Here is a 20644-nt window from a genome sequence, read left to right on the forward strand (position 1 = left end):
CGCGCCCGCCCCCCACAGGGAGTCCCACCCGTGACCCACACCCCCCGTACCGACGTCCTCGTCGTGGGCAGCGGCATCATGGGCGCCGTCGTCGCCCGGCTGCTGCGCGAGGGCGACCCCGGCCTGCGCATCACGATGGCCGACGGCGGCACCGCGATCGGCCCGGCCGCCGGGCTGCATCTGCACGACCTCGACGACCCGGAGCTGTGGGCACGCCACAACGAACAGGTGGCCACCGGTATCCAGGGCATGTACACGGGCGCCGAGGTGGTCCGCGAGGCCCCCGGCCGCCTCGCCGAGCTGCCGCCCGGCATGTTCCACGCGCTGGCCTTCGGCGAGGACACCGAGGCGATGCCCCGGGCCGCGCTCGCCTGGAACGCGGGCGGCATGGGCGTGCACTGGACCGCCGCGACCCCGTGGCCCGCGGGCGAGGAGGTGTTCGACTTCGGCGACCCCGCCGGCTGGTCCGCCGACCTCGACACCGCCCACCGGCTCCTCGGGGTCGCCCCCGCCGCGATCGGCCCGACCGGGGTCGGACACCTCGTACTCGACGTCCTGCGCGGGCGCTACGCCGACCCCGGCCGCGGCCTGGCCGGCCCTGGCCCCAGCGGCGGCGGCCCCGGCACCCCGGGCCCTGGCCCCGACACCACCAGCCCCGCCAACACGCGCCCCGCCCCCGGCGACCGCCGCCCCCAGCCCATGCCCATGGCCGTCACCGTCACCCCCTCCGGGCCCATGCCGCGCACCGCCCCCGGCACCATCCTCCCGGCCCTGGCCACCGGAGGTGACCCCGGGTTCACCCTGCTCACCGGCACGCTCGTCACCGAGCTGCTCCACACCGGCGGGCGGATCACCGGTGCCCGGCTGCGGCGGGTCGCCGACGGCACGGAGTACGAACTCCACGCGGACACGGTCGTGGTGTGCGCCGACGCGCTGCGCACCCCGCAACTCCTGTACGCCTCCGGCATCCGCCCCCCGGCGCTCGGCCGGCACCTCAACGAGCACGCCTTCGTCACCGCCCGGGTCCTGCTCGACCTGGACCGCTTCGGCCTCACCCTCGACGACCTGCCGCTGCCGCGCCCCGGCGAGTTCAGCACCGACTCCCTCTGGCTGCCGCACAACGGCCCGGCCCAGCCCTTCCACGGCCAGATCATGAACCGCACCTACGTCGACGAGGGCGGCCGGCCCCTCGCCCACTCCGTCGGCGTCTCCCTGTACGTCCCCGTCGAGTCCCGCCCCGAGAACCGGCTGGTGTTCTCGCCGACCGAGTCGGACCTGGCCGGACTGCCCAGGATCGGCGTCGAGTTCGGCTACTCCGCCGCCGACCGCGCGCTGATCGGCCGGGCCCTCGACGAAGTCCGTTCCCTGGCCGAGGAGTTCGGCCCCTTCGACCCCGTGACCGAGCGGGCGCTGCTGCCGCCGGGATCCTCCCTGCACCTCACCGGCACCGTCCGGGCAGGCGCCGCCGACGACGGCACCAGCGTCTGCGACCCCGACGGCAGGGTGTGGGGCTACGACAACCTCTACCTCGCCGGCAACGGAGTGATCCCCACCCCGATGGCCGCCAACGTCACCCTCACCGGCGCGGTCACCGCGGTGCGCGCCGCCCGAGCCGTGACCGCGCGGAACACTGTGCTCAGCCGACCCTACTGACCCCATCGACCCATGTGACCCGACCCCACTGAAAGGCCCGACGTGATCGACATCGCGAAGGAATACCGCGTCGCCCTGCCGGCCTGGATCGACGACGAACTCGCCGACCTGCCCGCCGTCCTCCCCGACGCGGCGGACCGGATGCGGCTCGTGCACCGCCTCGCCGACCGCAACTGGCGGGAGGGCAACGGCGGTCCGTTCGCGGCGGTGGTCGCCGAGCGCGCGACCGGGCGGATCGTCTCCGTCGGAGTGAACGTCGTCCTCGCCACCGGTGTCTCCAGCGCCCATGCCGAGGTCGTCGCCCTGGGCCTCGCCCAGATCGCCACCGGCGGCTGGGACCTGGGTGCCGAAGGGCTGCCCGCGCACGAGCTGGTCGTCAACTGGCGTCCCTGCGTGCAGTGTTACGGCGCCGCCATGTGGTCCGGGGTGCGCGGTCTGGTGGTCGCGGGGGAGGGTCCGGAACTGGAGGAGATCACCACCTTCGACGAGGGCCCCCTCGGCGCGGACTGGGCCGAGCAGTTCGAGGCCCGCGGTATCGAGGTCGTCCACGACGTACTCCGCGAGGAGGCGCTCGCCGTGTTCCGCGACTACCGCGAGGCCGTCGACAAGGCGGCCGGTGTCGTCGTCTACAACGCGCGCGGCGGTGCGTCATGAGGACACGGTTCGCGACGGACGTCATCACCTTCTACCACCCCCGCTTCTGGGACCTCGACTCCGCCGAAGCCCTGCGCACCTGGGCCGCCGCCCACCCCCGGGCGTTCTGGGAACGGGTGATGGACACCCTCGCCGGGACGGAAGTCACCGGCATCGAACTGACCTTCGCCCCCGGCGATCCGGACTCCGCTCTGCGTGCCTACGGCAGCGCGGCCTCCTTCCGCCGTGCTCTCGCCGACCGCGGCCTGCACGTCGTCAGCGCCTTCGTGGCGGGCGGCGACACCCCGGACTGGCGGCAGGAGGGCGCCCTGCCCGCGATCGTCGCCGACGCCGAGCGCCGCGCCGCCTTCCTGGCGGAGACCGGCGCGGACCTCCTCGTCACCGGGCTGCCCATGCGGACGACGTTCGGCACCCGCCCGCCCTTCTTCGTCGACGCCGCGTACATGACGCGGATGGCCGACGTCGCGCACGCGGTCGGCGAGGCGGTGTCCCGGCACGGCGTACGGCTCGCCTTCCACACCGAGTCCAACAGCACCCTCTGGTACGAGCGGGACATCGACCTGTTCATGGCGCTCACCGACCCGCGCTACGTCTGGCTGTGCCCCGACTCCTGCCACATCGCCCTCGGGGGCGGCGACCCCGTGGCCGTCGCCCGCCGCCACACCCCGCGCATCGCCCTCGCCCACTGGAAGGACGCGGTCGGCCCCATCGACGTCGAACTCATCGTCGACGACACGGTGTTCGCCCGGCAGCAGCCCTACATGACCGCCCTCGGCGCCGGTGTCGTGGACTGGCCGTCCTGGTCCGCCGCGATGTCCCGCACCCCCGGCGCCGGCACCGTCCTCATCGAACTCGACGAGGCCGCCGACCCCGTCGCCGCCCTCCGCGCGGGCACAGCCGTGGTGCACGCGGCCCGCGCATGAGGCCGACGGTTCAGACATCCGTTCCCGGTCATGCGCACCGCACGCGATCCCGGTCGGCCGGGTGCGCATACAGCGGAACCAGCGGGCTCACGGTGAGCCGTCGCCTTCCCACAGCGCGGCCAGCGCCTCGTCGAGGGTGTGCGCCGGGTGCCAGCCCAGGGCCCTCGCGGCGGCGCCGATCGCGGAGCACTGCCAGGCGACGTCGCCCGAGCGGATCGAACGGCCACCCGCCGCGCTCGTCGCGTTCTCCTCGATGCGACCCCGGAAACCGGCCTTCTCCGCCAGGCCGTAGACCAGTTCGCGCACCGGGACGGCCCGGCCGGAGCCGATGTTCAGCACCGGCGGCAGCGGTCCGGGCGCGGTGACCGCGAGTTCGGCCGCCCGCGCCACATCGCGTACGTCCACGAAGTCACGGTGGGCCGACAGGTCGCCGAGCCGCAGCACCGCCTCCGGGCCCCGGCCGGCGTCCCGCAGCAGCGCCGCCAGCCGGCCCGGCAGCCCGGCGGCCGGCGCCCCGGGGCCCACCGGGTTGCCCACCCGCAGCACCACCGAGTCGAGGCCGGACGAGGCGACCACGGCCGTGCCCGCCAGCTTGGTCGCGCCGTAGGGGCCGGCCGGACGGGTCGCCGCGGACTCCGTGACCGGCTTCCCCGGCTCGCCCGGCCCGTACTCGGCGGCCGAGCCCAGGTGCACCAGACGGGCCCCGGGGGCCGCCTCCCGCAGCGCGGCGCACAGCACCGCCGGGCCGCGGGCGTTGACCTCGGCGAGGGTCACGGCGTCGCCGCCGGTCGCGCCCGCGCAGTTGACGACCGCGTCGGGCGCGGCCGAGGCCAGGGTCTTGGCCAGCTCCTCCGGACGGACCGAGGCGAGGTCGACGCCGTGGTCCGCGTCGGGGGAGCGGCCGGCGCCGAGGATCCGCGCACCCGGCAGGGCGCGCAGCCGTTCGGCGACATGGGCTCCGAGATATCCGGTGAAGCCCAGGACGAGAATGCGCATGTGGTGCTCAGGCTCCCTTGAGGAGAGGGGACTTGTGGGGGGTGGACTCGGCGCCGGGCCCGGATGGTCGTGGTCGTGGGGGCGCCAGATGTCGAGCCGGTGGCCTTCGACGTCGTAGGCGTGCGGCTGCTTCTGATTCTTTATCAGGTCGGGCACCAGCTCGTCGAAGCCCAGCGACAGGCCGGGCGGTGAAGCTGCACTTCATCCGGCACAACTGCCGTGTCCACGGGGCCCCTTGGCGAAGCTTTGGGTGCCTTTGAGAGGTCCTTGGCCCACTGCACATCTTGCGTACCGGCGACCTTCACATCGGCGTCACCGGACCCTTCCCTGACGTTCGATGCCCTTGGAACACTCGCTTCCCGTCACGTACCGGCCGGCACAGACACACGTTCCGCACGAGAGGCTTCTCACCCATGCCCGAGGTCAACCGGCGTCGCTTCCTCCAACTCGCGGGCGCCACCACGGCGTTCAGCGCGCTCTCCAACAGCATCGAGCGTGCCGCCGCACTGCCCGCGAACCACCGCACGGGGTCGATCGAGGACGTCGAGCACATCGTCGTCCTGATGCAGGAGAACCGCTCCTTCGACCACTACTTCGGCACCCTGAGGGGCGTGCGCGGCTTCGGCGACCCCCGTCCGGTGACGCTCCCGAACGGCAAGCCGGTGTGGCACCAGTCCGACGGCACCAAGGACGTCCTGCCGTTCCACCCCGACGCCGACGACCTGGGCCTGGCCTTCCTCCAGGATCTCCCGCACGGCTGGAACGACGGCCACGCCGCGTTCAACGGCGGCAAGTACGACGGCTGGATCGCGGCCAAGTCCGCGACCACGATGGCGTACCTGAACCGCAAGGACATCCCGTTCCACTACGCGCTCGCCGACGCCTTCACCATCTGCGACGCCTACCACTGCTCGTTCATCGGCTCGACCGACCCCAACCGGTACTACCTGTGGACCGGTTACACAGGCAACGACGGCAAGGGCGGCGGCCCGGTCCTCGGCAACGACGAGGTGGGCTACAGCTGGACGACGTACCCCGAACGCCTGGAGGAGGCCGGGGTCTCCTGGAAGATCTACCAGGACGTCGGCGACGGTCTCGACAAGAACGGCAGCTGGGGCTGGATCCAGGACGCCTACCGCGGCAACTACGGCGACAACTCGCTGCTGTACTTCACCCAGTACCAGAACGCCCAGCCCGGCGACCCGCTGTACGACAAGGCCCGCACCGGTACCGACGCCCGAAAGGGCGAGGGCTTCTTCGACCGGCTGAAGGCGGACGTCAAGGGCGGCAAGCTGCCGCAGATCTCCTGGATCGTCGCTCCCGAGGCCTTCACCGAGCACCCCAACTGGCCCGCCAACTACGGCGCCTGGTACGTCGCCCAGGTCCTGGACGCGCTCACCTCCGACCCCAAGGTGTGGGCGAAGACGGCCCTGTTCATCACCTACGACGAGAACGACGGCTTCTTCGACCACATGGTCCCGGCGTTCCCGCCCGCCTCCGCCGCACAGGGCAAGTCCACGGTCGACACCGGCCCGGACGTGTTCACCGGCGACAGCGGCCATGTCGCCGGCCCCTACGGCCTCGGGCAGCGTGTGCCGATGCTCGTCGTCTCGCCCTGGAGCAAGGGCGGTTACGTCTGCTCCGAGACCCTCGACCACACCTCGGTCATCCGCTTCATGGAGCGCCGCTTCGGCGTCCACGAGCCCAACATCTCGCCCTGGCGGCGCGCGGTCTGCGGCGACCTGACCGCCGCGTTCGACTTCAGCCGGGAGGACACCCGCCCGGTCGCGCTGCCCGACACCGACGGATACGAGCCGCCGGACAAGGACCGCCACCCGGACTACGTGCCCACCCCGCCGGCCAACCCCGTCCTGCCCCGGCAGGAGCGCGGCTCCCGCCCCACCCGGCCGCTCAAGTACGCGCCCTCCGTGGACGGTTCGGTGAACGCCGCCGCCGGGACGCTCACCCTCACCTTCGCCTCCGGGGCCGAGGCCGGCGCCGCCTTCCTGGTCACCTCCGGCAACCGCACCGACGGGCCCTGGAGTTACACCACCGGAGCCGGCAGGTCCGTCTCCGACACCTGGAACTCGGCGTACAGCAAAGGCTCGTACGATCTGACCGTGCACGGGCCCAACGGCTTCCTGCGCGTCTTCAAGGGCAGGAAGGCGGGGGTCGAGGTGACCGCGCGGCACTCCGGCGGTTGCCTCGAACTGACCTTCACCAACAAGGCGTCCGGCACGGCCGAGCTCAGGCTGGCGGACGGCTACGGCCGCCGTACCACGACGGTCAAGGTGCGCTCCGGCGCCGTCGTCAGGCACAGTGTCGACCTGGCGGCCGGCAGGCGCTGGTACGACGTCACCGTCACCTCCGCCACCGACCCGGCGTTCGTACGGCAGTTCGCCGGACATGTCGAGAACGGGCGTCCCGGCGTGAGCGATCCGGCGATCGCCACGGTGTAGCCGGGTCCGGGGTACTGTGCCCCGGTGAACACCCATTCGAACACTCCTGACATACCGCAGCAGGCCGGGGCCGCCCCCAGCGGCCCCGGCACGCTGTTCGGTGAGCCCGTCCTGGTCGTCAGCCAGAAGGCCAAGCTCATCGAGCTGACCAACGAGTACAAGGTCATGGACCAGCAGGGCAACCAGCTCGGCTCGGTCGTCCAGGTCGGCCAGAGCGCCCTGCGCAAGGTGCTGCGGTTCGTCGCCAGCATCGACCAGTACCTGACGCACAGGCTGGAGATCCGGGACGCGCACGGGCAGCCGGTGCTGCTGCTGACCCGTCCCGCGAAGATCTTCAAGTCACGGGTCGTCGTGACCCGCCCCGACGGGCAGCAGGTCGGCGAGATCGTCCAGCAGAACGTCTTCGGGAAGATCAACTTCGCCATCAACGCGGGCGGCCGGCAGGTCGGCGCCATCAAGGCGGAGAACTGGCGGGCCTGGAACTTCGCCATCGTCGACCACACGGAGACGGAGGTCGCCCGGATCACCAAGACCTGGGAGGGCCTCGCCAAGACGATGTTCACCACCGCCGACAACTACGTCCTGCAGATCCACCGCCCGCTCGCCGAACCGTTCCTGAGCCTGGTGGTCGCCACCGCGCTGACCGTGGACACGGCCCTGAAGCAGGACGCCCGCGGCCTGGGGTGACCCACTTGAACCTGGGGTGACCCACTTGAAGGGGACACCCCGTCACAGCGGCGTGAGATGCCCCGGCTCGGACGCCGGCCGGGGCAGCAGCGCGGGCTCCGCCGACGCCGTCTCCGGCTGCAGGGCCAGTACCGCCGCCACGGGATGTTCCTCCTCGGGGACCGGCTCCGGCGTGGACCGCGAGAGCAGGACCACGCCCCACCCGGCGAACCCCGCTCCCGCGAGGGCGAGCAGCACGCCCGCCGCCCCGCCCTGGAGCCGTTCGCCCAGCAGGACGAGGCCGATCGCCGCGGCGGCCACCGGGTTGGCCAGCGTCACCATCGCCAGCGGAGCGCCGAGCCCGCCCCGGTAGGCGGTCTGCGACAGCAGCAGCCCGGCCGTCGCGAACGCCGCGACCAGCAGCGCCACCCCGACCACCTCCAGGCTCAGCAGCGAGCCCGAGCGGTCCGTCGCCGCGACCGTCACCGTCTGGGTGAGCGCCGAGGCGACCCCGGAGGCGAAGCCGGACGCGGTCGCGTGCCGCAGCCCGGGCCGGGCGCCGCGCCTGGCGAGCAGGCCGATCGCCGCCGCCGTCGCGCCCGCCACCGCGACCGCCTCGGGCAGGCTCAGCACATCGTCGGGCGCCGGACCCGACGCCGTGACCAGGATCGCGGCCAGGCCCGCCAGCGTGTAGGCGGTGCCCCGCCACTCGGCCGCGGTGACCCGCCGCCCCGCGACCCGCGCCCCCATCGGCACCGCGGCGACCAGCGTGAGCGCGCCCAGCGGCTGCACCACGGTCAGCGGACCGTACTTCAGCGCCACCACGTGCAGCAGCGCGGCGGAGGCGTTCAGCCCCACCGACGCCCACCAGGCGCCTCGGCCCAGCATGCGCACCAGGCCCGCGCCGGGGGAGCGGGCGGCCAGCCGCTCCTGGGCGACGGCCGCAGCCGCGTAGGCGGCGGCGGAGAACAGGGACAGGACGACGGCTATGAGGGTGGCGTCGGCGTTCATCGGGCCGCCCCCACCAGGACCTGCTCGTCCGCCGGAGCCGGGACGATCCGGCGCGCACCGCGCTCCGCGGTCGTCGCCGACCGCCCGGGCGCGTGGATCACCGCGAGCGCGATGCCGAGCAGCGCGCCCGCCACGACCGCGTCGAGCCAGTAGTGGTTCGCCGTCCCCACGATCACCAGCAGGGTCAGCAGCGGATGCAGCAGCCACAGCCATCGCCACCGCGACCGGGTTGCCACGATCAGGCCGATCGCGACCATCAGCGCCCAGCCGAAGTGCAGCGAGGGCATCGCCGCGAACTGGTTCGAGAGGTGGTCCGTGCTGGGCGGGCCGTACACCGAGGGCCCGTACACCCGCGCGGTGTCGACCAGGCCCGTCGCCGCCAGCATCCGCGGCGGGGCCAGCGGGAACGCCAGATGCAGGACCAGGGCGGCGGCGGTGACGGCGGCCAGCACCCGGCGGGCCCACACGTAGTGCGCCGGGCGGCGCAGATACAGCCAGACCAGGAAGGCCAGGGTGGCGGGGAAGTGGACGGTCGCGTAGTAGGTGTTCGCGATCCTGGCGAGCACGTCGCCGTGCAGCAGCAGGGACTGCACCGCGCCCTCGCCGGGCAGCCGCAGCCACCGTTCGGCGTTCCACACGTCCTGGGCGTTGCGGAGGGCCTCGGCGGTGTGGCCGGTGGCCAGCTGCCGCCCGAACTTGTAGACAAGGAAGAGTCCTGCGACGAGCAGGAGCTCGCGGACTACGGGCGGCCGGGCCGGCGTCGCCGGTTCCGCTTCTGCAGGCTCGGTGCGGGCATTCATCCCCCGGCCCCTTCGCTGACGGTGGTGCGTTTGCACGCTGGTGCGTGTGATCGATCGTGTTTGATCGATCGATACGATGTCGTACCGATACGACAGTGTACCGATACGCGCGAGTACCGGTACACTGGCGTATCGATTGACATACGCCACACTGGAATCAGGCGTGGAGACGGAATAGAAACGGAGAGGGGAAGAGACGATGACGTCGCAGGCCGCGGAGGGACCGGAACAGGTCACCGCAACGCGCCGCTCCAAGCTCACGCCCGAGCGTGAGATGGAGTTCTTCGACGCCGTCCTCGAACAGATCCGCGAGTGCGGATACGAAGCGGTCACCATGGAAGGGGTCGCGGCCACCACCCGGTGCAGCAAGTCCACGCTCTACCGGCAGTGGAAGACCAAGCCCCAGTTCGTCGTGGCCGCCCTGCGCTCGCGGCGCAGCGCGCGGCTCGCCGGCATCGACACCGGATCGCTCGCCGACGACCTGCGCGAGGCGGCGCGGGCCACCGGCCGCTGGTCGACGAACGACGGCAAGCTGCTGCAGGCGCTCGGCCACGCGGTCCACGGCGACGAGGACCTCGCGCTGGCGCTGCGCGAGGCGCTGGTCAACCCCGAGATCGAGGCGCTGCGGACGATCGTGAAGCGCGGCGTCGAACGCGGTGAGATCGCCGCCGGCCATCCCGCGCTGGAGTACATCCCGGCGCAGATGTTCGGCGTGATCCGCGCCCGGCCCGTCGTCGACGGCGAGTACGCCGACCCGGAGTACCTGGTCCGCTTCGTGGAGGCCGCCGTACTGCCCGCCCTCGGACTCGGTACGGGGCCGGCGTCACCGTAGAAGACCCAGGCCGCCGTTCCCGGGATGACGGAACGGCGACCTGTACGCGCCGCACCGTGGGGACGGGGGCGGCGCGCACCCCCCGGCCGGGTGGGGTTCCCCTTGAGCGGAGGGGTGCCCCACCCGGCCGTTCTCGTTCTCACACGTCCTGGCCGCTGCCGCCGCCCGACGCCACCTTGATCCCCTTGGTGATGGTGTCGATGACGGACACCTGCTGGTCGGCGTCCACCCCGAAGCGCAGCACCACCAGCCGCTTGGTGTCGGCCGGCGCCGGGAACGCCAGCGACTCGACATAGCCGTCGGCGCCCTTGCTGGTGACCGCCTTCCAGCGCACCAGGTAGCCCTTCTGCCCGGCCACGGTCACCGCCTTGGAGACCAGCACCTGGTGCGAGGTGATCGAACCGTAGGTGGTGCCGCCGTAGGATTCGTCGGCGTTCTTCGAGATGTCCGCCTTGGCGACCGCCTCGGCGGTGGCGCCGTTGGTGCCCAGTGCCTCGGCCGGGGCCGAGTACACGCCGCCCTTGGTGCAGGTCTTGGAGGTGTCGCCCGGGCACTGGTAGGAGGCGTCGGACGTGACCTGCGCGCCCACGCTCAGCTCCTGCCCGGTCCAGTTGGCCGGGATGGGGATGCTGATCCCGTTGAGCGCGTCCGTCACCGAACCGCTCTTGATCTTCGGCGCCTCGGACTCCTCGGGGGAGGGCGAGGCGCCGCCCGAACCTCCGGAGCCCCCGGAGCCTCCCGAGCCGCCGCCGGATCCGCCGAAGGGCCCGCCCTGGCCGCCGTTCTGGCCGCCCGGTCCGCCCTGGCCGCCCGGTCCCTGCGCCGTACCGCCGCCGCCGTTGCCGTCGTCCTTGGACAGCGCGTACACGCCGACCCCGATGCTGGCCAGGACCGCGACCGCCGCCGCGACGGCTATGCCCGTCCGCAGCCGGTGCCGCGAGCCCGCGTCCGCGGGGGGAGCGGGGTGGGCCGCCGGGGCCGCCGGGTACACCGAGTAGTCCGGATACACCGGGTACGCCGGATACGCGCCGTCGGTCGGCGCCTGCGCCGGCGGACCCCCTGCGGCGGCCGGGCCCGCGGGGCGGGTCCGGTCCGTCCAAGCACTGCCGTCCCACCAGCGCTCGGTGGCGGGAGTGTCGTTCGTCTGCCCCGGATCGGGGTACCACCCGGGAGGAGTCACCTGCGTCATGCCCCCACCGTATGAGGCATCGGTGAAAGGCGGATGAGAGGGAGCGCAATCCGTGGAATTCAGCGCCCCGGACGCTCCCGCGCGCCGAACACGCGATTGGCGTGAAACCGACGTCAATCCGGTGCGTGTCGCCCGCCGTTGACGTTGCGGGGCCGGACCCGCAGGCCCGCCGGGGCGCCCCGGTGTCCACCCCGTCACCCGTGCAGGCGGGACCTGCGCGGACCTGCCTCCACGGCGGCCCCCGGACGGCTACGCTCGACGTCGGTACACCGTCCGGGCGACTTGGGGAGGTAGCGGGATGACGGAGGCACGGCCCGCGGCGGCCACCTCGGCTTCCCTGTGGGAGCGCGAGGAGGAGGTCGCCGCCATCACGCGGGCGGTGGACGCGCTCTGCGAGGGCCGGTCCCCCTCGGGTCACCTGCTGGTGCTCCGGGGCGAGGCCGGTGTCGGAAAGACCGCGCTGTTGGCCGAGACCCGCCGTATCGCCGAGAACCGCAACTGCGCGGTCTGGTCGGCCCGCGGCGGCGAGGCACTGAAATCCGTCCCCTTCAACGTGGTGCGGCAGCTGCTGCAGCCCGCGCTGCTGTCCCTGCTGCCGGAGGAGACCCGCGAGTACCTCGGCGACTGGTACGACGTCGCGGGCCCCGCACTCGGCATCGCGGAGCCCGGCGAGGCACCCGCCGACCCGCAGGGCGTGTGCGACGGCCTGGTCGCCGCCGTACGACGGCTCACCCGGCGGGACTACCCGCTGGTGATGCTGATCGACGACGCGCACTGGGCCGACCAGGAGACCCTGCGCTGGCTCGCCGCGTTCGTCGAACGCCTCGACGACCTCTCCGTGCTGGTCGTCGTCGCCCGCAGGCCCGGCGAGGTCCGGGGCGACGCGGCCCGCGACCTGGACGCGATCGGCGTGGCCGCGGGCCAAGCCGTCACCAGCCTCAGCTCCCTCACCCCGGCCGCCATCGCCGGACTCACCCGCGAACTCCTCGGCGAACACGCCGACGCCGCGTTCTGCCGCGAGGTGTGGGCCGTCACCGACGGCAACCCCTACGACACCGTCGAACTCCTCGCCAAGGTCCGCGACAAGGAGCTGGAGCCCAGCGAGTCCTCGGCCGCCGAACTGCGCCCCCTCAACCGCGCGGCACGCGGCGGCGGACTCGTCGACCGGCTGGAGGAACTCGGCATCGAGGCCACCCGGTTCGCCATGGCCGCCGCCATCCTCGGCGGCGTCGGCATCTCCATCGACGAGGCGTCCCGGCTCGCCGTCATGGACCGCGACACCGCCGTGCGCTGCGCCGAACTGCTGCGCACGGCCCGTATCCTCACCGAACCCGACGCGGCGACCGTCCCCGCCGTCGACGGCGACCTGGAGTTCGTCCATCCGCTGATCGCCACCGCCGTCTACGACAACATCCCGCCGAGCCTGCGCACCGCGTGGCACGGCGTCGCCGCCAAGATCGTCACCGAGGCGGGCAAGGGGCTCGCGGCGGCCTCCCGCCACCTCATCCAGGTCCACCCCGAGGGCGACCAGGAACTCGTCGAGCAACTGCGCGGAGCGGCCGGCGAACACCTCGCGGTCGGCGCCCCCGACGCGGCCCGCCGCTGCCTGGAGCGCGCCCTGGCCGAACCGCCCGCCCCCGACATCCACGCGCGTGTGCTCTACGACCTGGGCTGCGCCACCCTCCTCACCGCGCCCGCCAGGACCGTCGACCACCTGCGCACGGCGCTCGCCATGCCGGGCCTCGACGCCGAAGAACGCGTCCAGGCCGTCTACCGCCTGTCCCAGGCGCTGCTGCACAACGACCAGCTGGAGGAGGCCGTCCGCACCGTCGAGGCGGAGGCCGCCCGGCTCGCACCGGGACCCGCGAAGACCCGTCTGCAGGCCGTGCAGTTCATGTGGGAGGGCGTCCATGCGGGCGAGGCCACCTCACCGGGCCGCAGCGAGCAGCTCGCCGCGCTCGCCGCCGCCTGCACCGGCCGTGACAACGCCGAGCGCGCCCTGCTCATCCTGCGCGGTTTCGACGCCATGACCCATGGCGAGAACGCCGAGGAGGTCGTTGAGTTCTGCGACCGCTCCCTCGTCAACGGCCGCCTCGCGCCCGGCCTCGGCTGGACCGACCAGGAGTGGGGCATCGAGCTGCTGATGATGCTCTCCAGCTCCTACGCCTACACCGACCGCCTCGACCGCGCCGACACCCTCTTCAACGAGGCACTGCGCACCTACAAGTCGTCCGGCTGGAGCGGCGGCCACCTCGCCCTGGCCCATGGCTACCTCGGCCTCGGGCTGCGCCGCCGGGGCAAGCTGAAGGAGGCCGAGGAGTCCCTGAGGGAGTCCCTGCGGATCGCCGAACGCGTCGGGCGGGGCCTGCCCCTGTACTGGTCGGCCACCTGCAACCTCGTCGACGTGCTGCTGGCCCGCGGCCATGTCGAGGAGGCCTGGCAGGTCTCCGAGGACTACGGCTTCGGCCCGCCGTACCCGTCCACGATCGTGCTGCCCGACCCGCGCTCGGTGCGGGGCCGGCTGCTGATCGCCGTCGGCCGGGTCACCGAGGGCGTCAACGAACTGGAGGAGGCCGAGAAGGCGGCGGTCGCCCGCGGTCACCTCAACCCCGTGATGGTCCCGTGGGCGGTCGATCTCGCCCGGGCCCTCGCGGTGGTGGACCCCGTCCGCGCGGCCCGGCTCGCCTCCGACGCCCGCCGCCAGGCCGAGCGGTTCGGCACCGACACCGCGATCGGCGAGGCCCTGCGCTGCGCCGCCGCCCTGGAGACCGGCCAGCGCGCGGTGCGCCTCGCCCACCAGGCGGTCACCTACCTGGAGGCCTCGCCCTGCCAGTACGAGCACGCGGCGGCCCGCATCGAGTACGGCATCCTCGCCCGCTCCGTCACCGAGATCAACCGCGGCCTGACCCTGGCCCGCACCTGCGGCGCGGACGGCCTGACGAGGAAGGCGGAGCAGGCGCTGGACATGTGGTAGACGCGCCGCTACGCGAGTAGTCGGGCGGGTCGATCGACCGCCAGTCCCGTCACGCGAGTAGTCGGGCGGTCTATCGACCCCCAGTCCCGTCACGCGAGTAGTTCGTCTGTCAGTTGCGCCAGCCGCTCGCGCGTCTTCGGGTCGTACGTCTCCTCGTGCGCGCGGGCCGGCCGGGTGCCGTCGAAGAAGCGGCCTGTGCCCAGGTCTCCGGTGGCCAACTCCCCGGTGGCCAGGGCGAGGACGCCCGGGGCGCCGTCGGCGACCGTGGACCAGGGTGCGACGCCGCCCTCGCGGACCATCGCCGTGTCCATGAACGTCGCCGGGTGCAGCACGTTCACCGCGACCCCGGTGCCCGCCAACTCCTCGGCGAGAGTGAAGGTATGGGCGGCGAGGGCGAACTTGCTGCGGCAGTACGCCGCGAAGCCGCCGTAGTCGCGGGTGAATTCGGGGTCGTCGAAGTCGACGGGCTCCTGGCCGACCGAGCCGACGTTCACGATCCGGGCCGGCACGTTCGCCCGCAGTACCGGAAGCAGGGCCCGGGTCAGCGCGACCGGCGCCAAGTAGTTGACCGCGAACCGCAGTTCGTGTCCGTCGGCGCTCACCTCACGCCCCGAGCCGGGTGAACCGGCGCCCACGCCCGCGTTGTTGACGAGCACATCGAGCCCCGGCCGCGCCTCGGCGACCCGCGCGCCCAGCTCGCGCACCTGGGCCAGCGAGGCCAGGTCCGCCACGAGCCCCTCCGCCTCCCCCTCGGCCCGCAACTCCTCGACGAGGGCCCGGGTACGGTCCGGATCGCGGCCGTGGGCGAGGACCAGGTGTCCGGAGCGGACCAGCTCGAAGGCGACGTACCGGCCGAGACCGGAGGTGGCACCGGTGATCAGGATGGTGCACATGCCCCTACCGTAGGCACACCGCGCCGCCCCGTGGCTGCCACCACTGGGGTCACCCTTCCTCCTCCAGCACCCGCTGGGCCGTCGCGAACGCCGAGTTCGCCGCCGGCACCCCGCAGTACACGGCCGTCTGGAGCAGCACGGCCCCGATCTCATCCGGCGTGAGCCCGTTGCGCCGGGCCGCCCGGACGTGCATGGCCAGCTCGTCGTAGTGGCCGTGGGCGACCAGCGCCGTCAGTGTGATCATGCTGCGTTCGCGGCGGCTGAGCGTCGGGTCGGTCCAGATCTCGCCCCAGGCGTAGCGCGAGATGAAGTCCTGGTAGCGGGCCGTGAACGGCGACTGCCGGGCCTGCGCCCGGTCCACGTGCGCGTCACCGAGCACCTCCCGCCGCACCTCCATGCCCCGCCCGGCGGGCCTGTCGAAATGGGTCCGCAGCGCGGTGAGCACCGCTTCCGGCCGCTCGGCCGGCGCCAGGTGCGAGGCGTGCGGAAGCTCCACGAGCGCGGCGTCCGGCACCGCGTCCGCGATCTCCCGCAGATGCGCGGGCGGCGTCGCCGGATCCTGCCGTCCGGCGATCAGCAGCGTGGGGACGGTGATCTCCGTGAGCCGGTCCCGCAGGTCGAACGCGCCCAGCGCGTCACAGCACGCGGCATACGCCTCGGGGTCGGCGTCGCGATGGTCGGCGACGAGCCGCGGCACGGTGAACCCGGGCGTGAACCAGCGCGCGTCGGCGGTCTCGGCCAGCTTCGCCAGCCCCTCGCGCCGCACCAGCGCGGCCCGCTCCTCCCACGGCTTCGACCCGTTGAAGTGCGCCGAGGAGCAGATCACGGCCAGGCAGGACACCCGCTCGGGATGGTGCAGCGCGAGATGCAGGCCCACCGCGCCGCCCAGCGACACCCCCGCATACGCGAACCGCTCCACACCGAGGGAGTCGGCGAGGGCCAGCACCAGGTCGGCGAGGTCCCCGATCGTGGCGCCGGGCCCGATCAGAGAGGCGGGGGAGCCGCCGTGCCCCGGCAGGTCCCAGCGCACCACCCGGTGGGTGGCGGACAGTTCGGGCGCGACCTTGTCCCACAGGGCGTACGAGGTGCCCAGCGAGGGGCCGAGCAGCAGCGCGGGAGCGGAAGTCGGGCCCTCGGCACGGTGGTTGAGCAGCTTCTCGGTCAACGTCGCTCCAGCGCACGGTCGGTGAGGGTTCCCGCGGAGCCGGTATAGCGGGCGGGGTCGGTGAGGTCGCCGAGGTCGACGTCCTTCAAGTCGGGTTCTCCGGCGAGGAGTTCGCCGAGCGAACGGCCCTCGGCGTAGGTGCGCGGGGCGAGTTCGGTGAGCAGTGCCTTGGCGCGGGCCCGGCCGAGCACCGCCGACAGCTCGGCGGACAGCCGCTCGGAGACGATCAGCCCGTGGGTGAGACCGAGGTTGGCGTGCATCGCCTGCGGACGCACCCGCAGCCCCTCGGTCAGCTCGGCCGCGTCCCGTGCGGCACCGCCGGCCAGCCGCAGCAGCTCCCGCAGCGGCTCCCACTCCGCGTGCCAGGCCCCGGCAGGACGCTCGTCCTCGGCCGCCAGCGACCCGTACAGCACGGCCGCGAGCTGCGGTGCCCGCCGTGCGGCACCCGCGATGAGCGTGGCGCGCACCGGGTTCGCCTTGTGCGGCATGGCCGAGGACCCGCCCCCGCTGCCCTCCGCCACCTCGGCGATCTCGGTGCGGGCGAGGGTGAGCACGTCCACCGCGATCTTCCCCAGCGCCCCCGCCGTGAACGCCAGACACCCGGCGAGGTCGGCGACCGGCGTGCGCAGCGTGTGCCACGGCAACAGCGGCGCCCGCAGCCCGAGTTCACGCGCGTACGCGGCGGGCAGCCCGGTCGCGTCCCCGCGGGCACTCTCGGCCCTGGTGGCGCCGTACGCCGAGAAGGCCGCCAACGTCCCGGCGGCGCCACCGAGTTGCGCGGGCAGCGAGTCCCGTACGGCCGTCACCCGGTCCCGCGCGTCCAGCGTCAGCGCACGCCACCCGGCGGCCTTCAGCCCGAAGGTCGTCGGTACGGCGTGCTGGGTGAGCGTCCGCCCCGGCATCGGGGTGTCCCGGTGCTCGGCCGCGAGCCCGGCCAGCGCCCGCTCGACGCGGTCGAGGTCGGCCGCCAGCAGGTCCAGCGTCCGCACCGCGACCAGCATCGTCGCCGTGTCCATGATGTCCTGGCTGGTCGCGCCCCGGTGGACGTACGGGCCGTACTCGCCGCCGACCGCCTCGGTGAGGTCGGCGACCAGCGGGATCACCGGGTTGCCGCCGGAGCGGGCACGTCCGGCGACGGAACGGAGGTCGAACTCGCCGGACGCCGCCGCGGTGACCGCAGCCCCGGCCCCGGACGGTGCCAGCCCCTGTGCCTCCTGCGCACGGGTCAGCGCGGCCTCCGCGTCGAGCAGCGCCCGCAGATAGGCGCCGTCGGAGGTCGCGGAGGCGGCGGGGGAGCCGGTCCACCCGGGGGAGAGCAGACCGGCCTCGGAGGGAGCAGATGTCACTGGAACTCCAGGAAGACCGTCTCGCCTTCGCCCTGAAGGCGGATGTCGAAACGGTAGGTGCCCCGGCCGTCGTCCTTGGCGATCAGCGTGTCCCGGCGCGCCGGGTCCAGTCCGCCGAGCAGCGGGTCGGCGGCGAGCGCCGCGTCGTCGCCCGGCAGATAGATCCGGGTGTACAGGTGCACCAGCAGCCCGCGCGCGAACACGCACACGCTGAGGTAGGGGGCGCTCAGCCCCCGGGCCCCGGGCCGCAGCGTCCGCGCCGACCAGTGGCCGTTCGCGTCCGTCTGGATCCGACCCCACCCGGTGAACTCCACGCCGTTGCGGCCCAGGAAGCCGCCGGACGCCGGGTCGCGCCGCATCGAGCCGTCGACCCGCGGCACGTTGCCGTCCGGGTCGGCGCCCCACAGCTCCACGAACGCGTCCGGCAGCGGGCTGCCCTCGCCGTCGTACACGTACCCCTGCACGGCGATGGTGTCCGGGTGGCCGAGCGGGGCGATGTCACCGCCGCCGGGGAAGGGCAGGGCGTGGCCGTAGAAGGGGCCGACGGTGTGCGACGGGGTGGGGAGCACGGTCTCCGGACGGCTGGTGTCGATCTTCGTCATGGCTGGTCAGCGCCCTTCTTCGAGCCAGGTGGCGGCGGGCCCGTCGAGCACGATGTCCCAGTGGTAGCCCATCGAGAACTCCGGCACGGACAGATCGTGGTCGTAGGTCGCGATCAGCCGCTGGCGGGCCGCGTCGTCCGTCACCGACTGGATGATCGGGTCGTAGGGGAACAGCGGGTCGCTCGGGAAGTACATCTGGGTCACGAGCCGCTGGGTGAACGCCGTGCCGAACAGCGAGAAGTGGATGTGGGCCGGCCGCCAGGCGTTGAGGTGCTGACGCCAGGGGTAGGGGCCCGGCTGGACGGTGGTGAAGTGGTACTGACCGTTGTCGTCGGTGAGTGTCCGGCCGACGCCGGTGAAGTTCGGGTCCAGCGGGGCGTCGTGCTGTTCGCGCTGGTGGGCGTAGCGGCCGGCGGAGTTGGCCTGCCAGATCTCGACGAGCTGGCCGCCGACCGGGCGTCCGGAGCGGTCCAGCAGGCGCCCCGAGACGGTGATGCGCTCACCGATCGGCTCGCCCTGGTGCTGCCGGGTGAGGTCGTTGTCGATCTCGGTGATGTCGCGCTCGCCGAAGGCGGGGGAGTGCAGCTCCACCAGCTCCGGGTCCTTCGTCACGTCGATGGCGACCGGCGGTTGCTTCGGGTGGCGCAGGACGGACGAGCGGTACGGCGCGTAGTCGCGGCGCGGCTGGTGCTCGACGGGCGCGCCCTCGGCGAGCCGCTTCTCGTACGCGGCGCGCTCGGCCGCGATCTCCTGGTCGATGTCGTGCTGGGTGAGAGTCATGGGGATTCCCGGGGGCTTAACGTTCGAGGACGAGGGCGAGGCCCTGGCCGACGCCGATGCAGAGGGTGGCGACGCCGACTCCGCTGCCCTGGCGGGCGAGTTGGTGGGCGACGGTGCCGGCGAGGCGGGCGCCGGAGGCGCCGAGCGGATGGCCGAGGGCGATGGCGCCGCCCTGCGGGTTGAGGATCTGGGGGTCGAATTCGGGCCATTCGGCGACGCAGCCGAGCACCTGGGCGGCGAAGGCCTCGTTCAGCTCGAGGACCGACAGGTCGTCAAATCCCTTGCCGGCCTTGGCGAGTGCGCGGTTGACGGCCTCGACGGGGGCGAGCCCGAAGTAGTCGGGGTCGATCGCGGACACACCGGTGGCGGAGACCCGGGCGAGTGGCTCGCGCCCGGTGGCGGCCAGGCCTTCCTCGTCGGTCAGCAGCAGCGCGGCGGCGCCGTCGTTGAGCGGTGAGGCGTTGCCGGCGGTGACCGTCCCCGCGGAGGTGCGGAAGGACGGCTTCAGCTTCGCCATCGCGTCGAGCGAGGCGTCCGGGCGTACGCATTCGTCGGCGCCGAAGAGCACCGGCTCGCCCTTGCGCTGCGGGATCCCGACGGGCGCCAGCTCGGCGTCGAACAGGCCCTGCTGCTGGGCGGCGGCGGCCTGGCGGTGGCTGCGCAGGGCGAACTCGTCCTGCTGCTCGCGGCTGATCTTGTGTTTGTCGGCGATGAGTTCGGCGGACTCGCCGAGCGGGATGGTCCACTGCGGGTCCATTTTCGGGTTGACCATGCGCCAGCCGAGGGTGGTCGAATACAGCTCGGTGTGTCCGGCGGGGAAGGCCCGGTCCGACTTCGGCAGCACGTACGGGGCGCGGGTCATCGACTCCACCCCGCCGGCCACGGCGATGGAGGCGTCGCCGACGGCGATGGCGCGGGCCGCCTGGATGACGGCCTCCAGGCCGGAGGCGCACAGCCGGTTGACGGTGACGCCGGGCACGGAAGTGGGCAGTCCCGCCAGTAGTACGGCCATGCGGGCGACGTTGCGGTTGTCCTCGCCGGCGCCGTTGGCGTTGCCGAGGTAGACGTCCTGGATCCGGACCGGATCCAACTGCGGTGTCCGGGCGAGGAGTTCACGCACGGCGTGGGCGGCGAGGTCGTCGGGACGCACCGGGGCCAGGGCGCCGTTGTAGCGGCCGATCGGGGTGCGTACGGCGTCGACGATGTACACGGTCTTCACGACAGGTCCCCTACGACGGTGAGCTTGGCGGAGGTCTTGGCGATGATCTCCTCGACGCCCACCCCGGGAGCGGTCTCCACGAGGACGAGCCCGTCGTCGGTGACGTCGAGGACGCCGAGGTCGGTGATGATCCGGTTGACGCACGCCTTCCCGGTCAGCGGCAGCGCGCACTCCGCGAGGATCTTGGGTGAGCCGTCCTTCGCGGTGTGCGTCATCACGACGATGACGGTGCGGGCGCCGTGGACGAGGTCCATGGCCCCGCCGATCCCGGTGATCAGCTTCCCCGGGATCGCCCAGTTGGCCAGGTCCCCGGACGCCGACACCTGCATCGCGCCCAGTACCGCGACGTCGATGTGCCCGCCCCGGATCATGCCGAAGGACAGGGAGGAGTCGAAGAAGGAGGCACCGGGCAGGACCGTGACCGTCTCCTTGCCCGCGTTGATCAGGTCCGGGTCGACCTGCTCCTCGGTGGGGTAGGGGCC

Annotated in this window: 18 protein-coding genes; 7 read left to right on the forward strand and 11 right to left on the reverse strand. The window is 73.1% G+C overall.

Annotation, left to right across the window (positions count from 1 at the left end):
* Positions 1–30: 30 nt before the first annotated feature.
* The 3 genes from ACFPIH_RS48995 to ACFPIH_RS49005 are packed head-to-tail and all read left to right on the forward strand — an operon-like array spanning position 31 to position 3230.
* Complete coding sequence (locus ACFPIH_RS48995) at positions 31–1653, forward strand: GMC oxidoreductase (protein WP_381185639.1); 1623 nt, start codon at positions 31–33, stop codon at positions 1651–1653.
* A gap of 42 nt (positions 1654–1695) precedes the next feature.
* On the forward strand, positions 1696–2307 hold the full coding sequence (locus tag ACFPIH_RS49000; RefSeq protein WP_381185636.1) for a nucleoside deaminase: 612 nt from the start codon (positions 1696–1698) through the stop codon (positions 2305–2307).
* On the forward strand, positions 2304–3230 hold the full coding sequence (locus tag ACFPIH_RS49005; protein ID WP_381185633.1) for a sugar phosphate isomerase/epimerase family protein: 927 nt from the start codon (positions 2304–2306) through the stop codon (positions 3228–3230). The genes ACFPIH_RS49000 and ACFPIH_RS49005 overlap by 4 nt, the downstream gene beginning before the upstream one ends.
* Positions 3231–3317: 87 nt before the next feature.
* Here the strand turns inward: ACFPIH_RS49005 and ACFPIH_RS49010 are convergent, their stop codons facing one another.
* Positions 3318–4226 (reverse strand): NAD-dependent epimerase/dehydratase family protein, encoded by a 909-nt coding sequence (locus ACFPIH_RS49010; protein ID WP_381185631.1) that lies wholly within the window; start codon positions 4224–4226, stop codon positions 3318–3320.
* Positions 4227–4639: 413 nt separating this feature from the next.
* Here ACFPIH_RS49010 and ACFPIH_RS49015 point away from each other — a divergent pair, with 413 nt between their 5' ends.
* A complete protein-coding gene (locus tag ACFPIH_RS49015; RefSeq protein ID WP_381185629.1) occupies positions 4640–6685 on the forward strand; it encodes a phosphocholine-specific phospholipase C in 2046 nt (681 codons plus the stop codon).
* 24 nt (positions 6686–6709) lie between these two features.
* Positions 6710–7372, forward strand: coding sequence for an LURP-one-related/scramblase family protein (locus ACFPIH_RS49020; RefSeq protein ID WP_381185626.1), 663 nt, complete (start codon positions 6710–6712; stop codon positions 7370–7372).
* A gap of 42 nt (positions 7373–7414) precedes the next feature.
* On the opposite strand, the gene ACFPIH_RS49025 is transcribed toward ACFPIH_RS49020, so the two are convergent.
* Both ACFPIH_RS49025 and ACFPIH_RS49030 read right to left on the reverse strand, forming a co-directional pair.
* On the reverse strand, positions 7415–8362 hold the full coding sequence (locus ACFPIH_RS49025; protein ID WP_381185623.1) for a DMT family protein: 948 nt from the start codon (positions 8360–8362) through the stop codon (positions 7415–7417).
* A complete protein-coding gene (locus ACFPIH_RS49030; protein WP_381185620.1) occupies positions 8359–9162 on the reverse strand; it encodes a phosphatase PAP2 family protein in 804 nt (267 codons plus the stop codon). Before ACFPIH_RS49030 ends, ACFPIH_RS49025 begins: the two co-directional genes overlap by 4 nt.
* Positions 9163–9361: 199 nt before the next feature.
* Here ACFPIH_RS49030 and ACFPIH_RS49035 point away from each other — a divergent pair, with 199 nt between their 5' ends.
* Positions 9362–9994: a TetR/AcrR family transcriptional regulator gene (locus tag ACFPIH_RS49035; RefSeq protein WP_381185617.1), complete on the forward strand. Its 633-nt coding sequence runs from the start codon at positions 9362–9364 to the stop codon at positions 9992–9994.
* Between the two features lie 139 nt (positions 9995–10133).
* Here ACFPIH_RS49035 and ACFPIH_RS49040 read toward each other — a convergent pair whose 3' ends face one another.
* Positions 10134–11183 (reverse strand): DUF2510 domain-containing protein, encoded by a 1050-nt coding sequence (locus tag ACFPIH_RS49040; RefSeq protein WP_381185614.1) that lies wholly within the window; start codon positions 11181–11183, stop codon positions 10134–10136.
* A 298-nt stretch (positions 11184–11481) separates the two neighbouring features.
* Here ACFPIH_RS49040 and ACFPIH_RS49045 point away from each other — a divergent pair, with 298 nt between their 5' ends.
* Positions 11482–14157: an ATP-binding protein gene (locus ACFPIH_RS49045; RefSeq protein WP_381185611.1), complete on the forward strand. Its 2676-nt coding sequence runs from the start codon at positions 11482–11484 to the stop codon at positions 14155–14157.
* A gap of 89 nt (positions 14158–14246) precedes the next feature.
* Here the strand turns inward: ACFPIH_RS49045 and ACFPIH_RS49050 are convergent, their stop codons facing one another.
* The 7 genes from ACFPIH_RS49050 to ACFPIH_RS49080 form a co-directional block, all read right to left on the reverse strand.
* Positions 14247–15050, reverse strand: a complete 804-nt coding sequence (locus ACFPIH_RS49050) for an SDR family NAD(P)-dependent oxidoreductase (RefSeq protein WP_381185608.1) — start codon at positions 15048–15050, stop codon at positions 14247–14249.
* A gap of 49 nt (positions 15051–15099) precedes the next feature.
* Positions 15100–16215 (reverse strand): bifunctional 3-oxoadipate enol-lactonase/4-carboxymuconolactone decarboxylase PcaDC, encoded by a 1116-nt coding sequence (pcaDC, locus tag ACFPIH_RS49055; RefSeq protein WP_381185605.1) that lies wholly within the window; start codon positions 16213–16215, stop codon positions 15100–15102.
* Positions 16212–17561 carry a 3-carboxy-cis,cis-muconate cycloisomerase gene (pcaB, locus tag ACFPIH_RS49060; protein ID WP_381185602.1) on the reverse strand — a complete coding sequence of 450 codons (1350 nt, stop codon included), beginning with the start codon at positions 17559–17561 and terminating at the stop codon, positions 16212–16214. The genes pcaDC and pcaB overlap by 4 nt, the downstream gene beginning before the upstream one ends.
* Complete coding sequence (gene pcaG / locus ACFPIH_RS49065) at positions 17558–18163, reverse strand: protocatechuate 3,4-dioxygenase subunit alpha (protein ID WP_381185599.1); 606 nt, start codon at positions 18161–18163, stop codon at positions 17558–17560. Before pcaG ends, pcaB begins: the two co-directional genes overlap by 4 nt.
* A 6-nt stretch (positions 18164–18169) precedes the next feature.
* Positions 18170–18943, reverse strand: coding sequence for a protocatechuate 3,4-dioxygenase subunit beta (gene pcaH / locus ACFPIH_RS49070; RefSeq protein ID WP_381185596.1), 774 nt, complete (start codon positions 18941–18943; stop codon positions 18170–18172).
* Between the two features lie 16 nt (positions 18944–18959).
* Positions 18960–20162: a thiolase family protein gene (locus ACFPIH_RS49075; RefSeq protein ID WP_381185594.1), complete on the reverse strand. Its 1203-nt coding sequence runs from the start codon at positions 20160–20162 to the stop codon at positions 18960–18962.
* Positions 20159–20644: 3-oxoacid CoA-transferase subunit B (locus ACFPIH_RS49080; RefSeq protein ID WP_381185592.1), on the reverse strand; the 486-nt coding region annotated here is incomplete at its 5' end. The genes ACFPIH_RS49080 and ACFPIH_RS49075, both read right to left, overlap by 4 nt.

This window comes from Streptomyces vulcanius (assembly GCF_042653945.1).
Classification (GTDB): domain Bacteria; phylum Actinomycetota; class Actinomycetes; order Streptomycetales; family Streptomycetaceae; genus Streptomyces; species Streptomyces mangrovi.

Excerpts from the sequence above, each read along its gene's own strand:
- ACFPIH_RS49005 (WP_381185633.1), top strand. The coding sequence starts at position 2,304 with ATGAGGACACGGTTCGCGACGGACGTCATCACCTTCTACCACCCCCGC.
- pcaG (WP_381185599.1), bottom strand. The coding sequence starts at position 18,163 with ATGACGAAGATCGACACCAGCCGTCCGGAGACCGTGCTCCCCACCCCG.
- ACFPIH_RS49040 (WP_381185614.1), bottom strand. The coding sequence starts at position 11,183 with ATGACGCAGGTGACTCCTCCCGGGTGGTACCCCGATCCGGGGCAGACG.
- ACFPIH_RS49035 (WP_381185617.1), top strand. The coding sequence starts at position 9,362 with ATGACGTCGCAGGCCGCGGAGGGACCGGAACAGGTCACCGCAACGCGC.
- ACFPIH_RS49050 (WP_381185608.1), bottom strand. The coding sequence starts at position 15,050 with ATGTGCACCATCCTGATCACCGGTGCCACCTCCGGTCTCGGCCGGTAC.
- ACFPIH_RS49030 (WP_381185620.1), bottom strand. The coding sequence starts at position 9,162 with ATGAATGCCCGCACCGAGCCTGCAGAAGCGGAACCGGCGACGCCGGCC.
- ACFPIH_RS49010 (WP_381185631.1), bottom strand. The coding sequence starts at position 4,226 with ATGCGCATTCTCGTCCTGGGCTTCACCGGATATCTCGGAGCCCATGTC.
- ACFPIH_RS49045 (WP_381185611.1), top strand. The coding sequence starts at position 11,482 with ATGACGGAGGCACGGCCCGCGGCGGCCACCTCGGCTTCCCTGTGGGAG.
- ACFPIH_RS49025 (WP_381185623.1), bottom strand. The coding sequence starts at position 8,362 with ATGAACGCCGACGCCACCCTCATAGCCGTCGTCCTGTCCCTGTTCTCC.
- pcaH (WP_381185596.1), bottom strand. The coding sequence starts at position 18,943 with ATGACTCTCACCCAGCACGACATCGACCAGGAGATCGCGGCCGAGCGC.
- ACFPIH_RS49015 (WP_381185629.1), top strand. The coding sequence starts at position 4,640 with ATGCCCGAGGTCAACCGGCGTCGCTTCCTCCAACTCGCGGGCGCCACC.